Annotated in this window: 2 protein-coding genes; one reads left to right on the top strand and one right to left on the bottom strand. The window is 63.4% G+C overall.

The features are described 5' to 3' along the window. The first annotated feature begins 137 nt into the window (after positions 1-137). Entirely contained in the window at positions 138-1,637 is a 1,500-nt protein-coding gene (locus JOZ76_RS21685) for a CYTH and CHAD domain-containing protein (RefSeq protein ID WP_291701695.1), read from the top strand. Positions 1,638-1,714: 77 nt separating this feature from the next. Here the strand turns inward: JOZ76_RS21685 and JOZ76_RS21680 are convergent. Continuing rightward, the coding region (locus JOZ76_RS21680) for a PQQ-dependent sugar dehydrogenase (protein ID WP_291701693.1) at positions 1,715-2,809 on the bottom strand (1,095 nt) is incomplete at its 5' end.

Here is a 2,809-nt window from a genome sequence, read left to right as displayed (position 1 = left end):
CAATGGTGCACGCCCCACGCATGTCGTGGCTGCCGATTATTTTCAGCCGACCCGCGGCACCCCGAACCGTCATCCGCATTAATCACCTGCGGGAAGTCTCGAGCCTGAAAACTCTGAACTCCAGATGGAGCAAGGGCATGAGCGTTGAAACCGAATTGAAGTTCCGTGTGCCGCCAGACAGTCTCAAGAGCCTCGACGACTGGCAAATTCCGGGCAGCACGCGCAGCGAACCATCGGAAACCGATCTCGTCTCGACCTATTTTGATACCGCAAAGTACAAGCTGAAACGCAACGGCCTGTCGTTGCGGGTGCGGCAGACGGGTCACGGACATGTACAAACGATCAAGGCTGCGAATCCGGCGCATTTTGGCCGCGGCGAATGGGAAACCGAGGTCGAGGACGATCACCCCGATCTGCGCAAGATCGCCGGCACGCCGCTCGAGCGGCTGATGTCCAAAAAGCTGCGCCGCAAGCTGAGACCTGTCTTTGCAACCTCCGTGCATCGCGTCACCGTGCCTGTCCGCACCAGAACGAGCGAGATCGAACTCGCCATCGATCGCGGACGCATCGTCGCCGGCCAGCGCTCGGGGGCGATCGAGGAGATCGAACTCGAGCTGAAGCGCGGGCGATCGGCCGACCTGTTCCGCCTCGCCAAGGCGATGGAGCAGAGATCGCGGGCCGAGCTCTTTTTGCGATCGAAATCGGAGCGAGGCTACGACCTCGCACAAGGCAAGCGGGAACAGACGACCTGTGCCGAGCCGATCGAACTCGAAAAGGACATGCCCACGGCCGACGCGTTCCGCGTCATCGCCCATTCCTGCGTGCGCCATTTTTCGGGCAATGCCGACGCGATCCGCGATCGCGATCCGGAAGGCGTTCATCAGATGCGCGTGGGACTGCGACGCCTGCGCGCTGCAATCGCGCTGTTCTCAAAGCCTTTGCGCGATGCGCGAACCGACGCGATGAAAACCGAGCTCAAATGGCTTACGGACGAACTCGCGCCGGCGCGCGAGATCGATGTTTTCGTGGAAGAGGAAATCCGTCCAGCGGCCGGAGAGCCGCAGCGTGGTTGGCGGGCGATCGAAGCCGAGTTTACCGCAAAGCGCGATCGGGCGCTTGATCGTGCGAACCAAGCCGTTGCTTCCGAACGGTACCGCGCCCTGCTCCTGGACATCCTCGAATGGATCGAAGAGACGGACAGCCATGCGAGCGCGGATGCGCGGAAGCCGATCGGCAAATTTGCACGAGACGAACTGCATCGACGGCTCAGGAAAGTCCGCAAGGAGGGACGGCGCCTTCCGGAGCTCACGGCACGCGAACGGCACAAGCTACGGATCAAAATCAAGAAAATCAGATACGCCGGCGGTTTTTTCGAAAGCCTTTTTCCCGCTCGCCGCCGAAAGGCCCTCGTGAAGCTCTCCGGGCACCTGAAGAAGATTCAGGGCGCGCTGGGATCCCTGAACGATTTCGCCGCGCATTGCCAAATTGCCACCGATGCCGCGCTTCAGGCTCCGCCGCAAAACCGGCGAGCGCGCGCTTTTGCATCGGGCGTCATTGTCGGCAGAGAGGACGAGGCAGCAAAGCCATTGATGAGAAAGGCCAGCAAGGAGCTCGGCAGGCTTGCAGCTGCTTTTTAGCCTCCGTTCTGTCGGAACGGAGGCTGCGTTTGTCTTGGCGGATTTGCTTCGCGCGAGCCGGTGTCAAGCATGGCGGGCTACGCGCCTGTCACGCGCCAGATGACATCTCCCACATCGTCCGCGACCAGGAGAGCGCCATCGCGTGCGAGCGTGACGCCGACCGGCCGTCCGTAGGAGAAGCGCTCATCAGGGGCGAGGAAACCCGACAGGATGTCCCTGGCCGGGCCGGCCGGCCGCCCGTTCTCGAAGGGCACGAACACGACCTTGTAGCCGGAGAGCGTGCTGCGGTTCCATGAGCCGTGCTGCCCGACGGCCATGCCCTCCGGAAAGCCCGGAAGCGTTCCGGCCGGCAGCCAGCAGAGCCCGAGCGAGGCGGTGTGGCCGCCCAAGGCGTAGTCCGGCGTGATGGCTTTTGCGACCGCCGCCGGATCCTGCGGAACCCGATCGTCCACAGTCTTGCCCCAGTAGCAGTAGGGCCAGCCGTAAAAACCTCCGTCCCGAACCGAGGTCAGATAGTCAGGCGGTGTTTCGTCGCCGAGGCCATCGCGCTCATTGACCACGGTCCACAGCTCGCCGGTGCGCGGCTCCCAGGCGAGTCCCACGGGGTTGCGCAGGCCGCTCGCAAAAATGCGGCCCTTGCCGCTGGCGAGGTCGAGCTCGTAGACGGCGGCGCGCCCCTCCTCGACCTCCATGCCATCGTCGGCGATGTTGCTCAGCGAGCCGACCCCGGCATAGAGCTTCCTGCCGTCGAGGCTCGGCAGCAGGCTCCGCGTCCAATGCCCTGACGGTTTGAACGTGATGAGCTTCTTGCCTTCCGCGCTGATGCGGTCGGCGCCCGCGGTGTAGGGAAAGGCCACGATGCCGTCGGTGTTGCCGACATAGAACGTGTTTTCCACCAGCGCCATGCCGAAAGGCTGGTTCAGTCCTTCCATGAAGGTCTTTTGCGTTTCGGCAATCCCGTCGCCATCCGTATCGCGGAGCAGCGTGATGCGGTTCGCACTGACACCGAGGGCGGCGGCGCGCCGCATCGTCGCCTGCATCGCATAGTGAAAAACCGACCTGGCCGGTCCTGCGACCTGCGTCGCTTCGGCAACGAGAACGTCGCCACTCGGCAGCACACAGATCCAGCGCGGATGCTCCAGGCCGGTCGCGAACGCGTTGACCTTGAGCCC

Source organism: Bradyrhizobium sp. (genome assembly GCF_019244115.1).
Classification (GTDB): domain Bacteria; phylum Pseudomonadota; class Alphaproteobacteria; order Rhizobiales; family Xanthobacteraceae; genus Bradyrhizobium.
The sequence above is the reverse complement of the archived record's forward strand: the minus strand, read 5'-3'. Positions and strand labels throughout refer to the sequence as shown.

What these genes read in the sequence shown, in the direction of transcription:
- JOZ76_RS21685 (WP_291701695.1), top strand. Translation starts at nt 138, where the DNA reads ATGAGCGTTGAAACCGAATTGAAGTTCCGTGTGCCGCCAGACAGTCTC.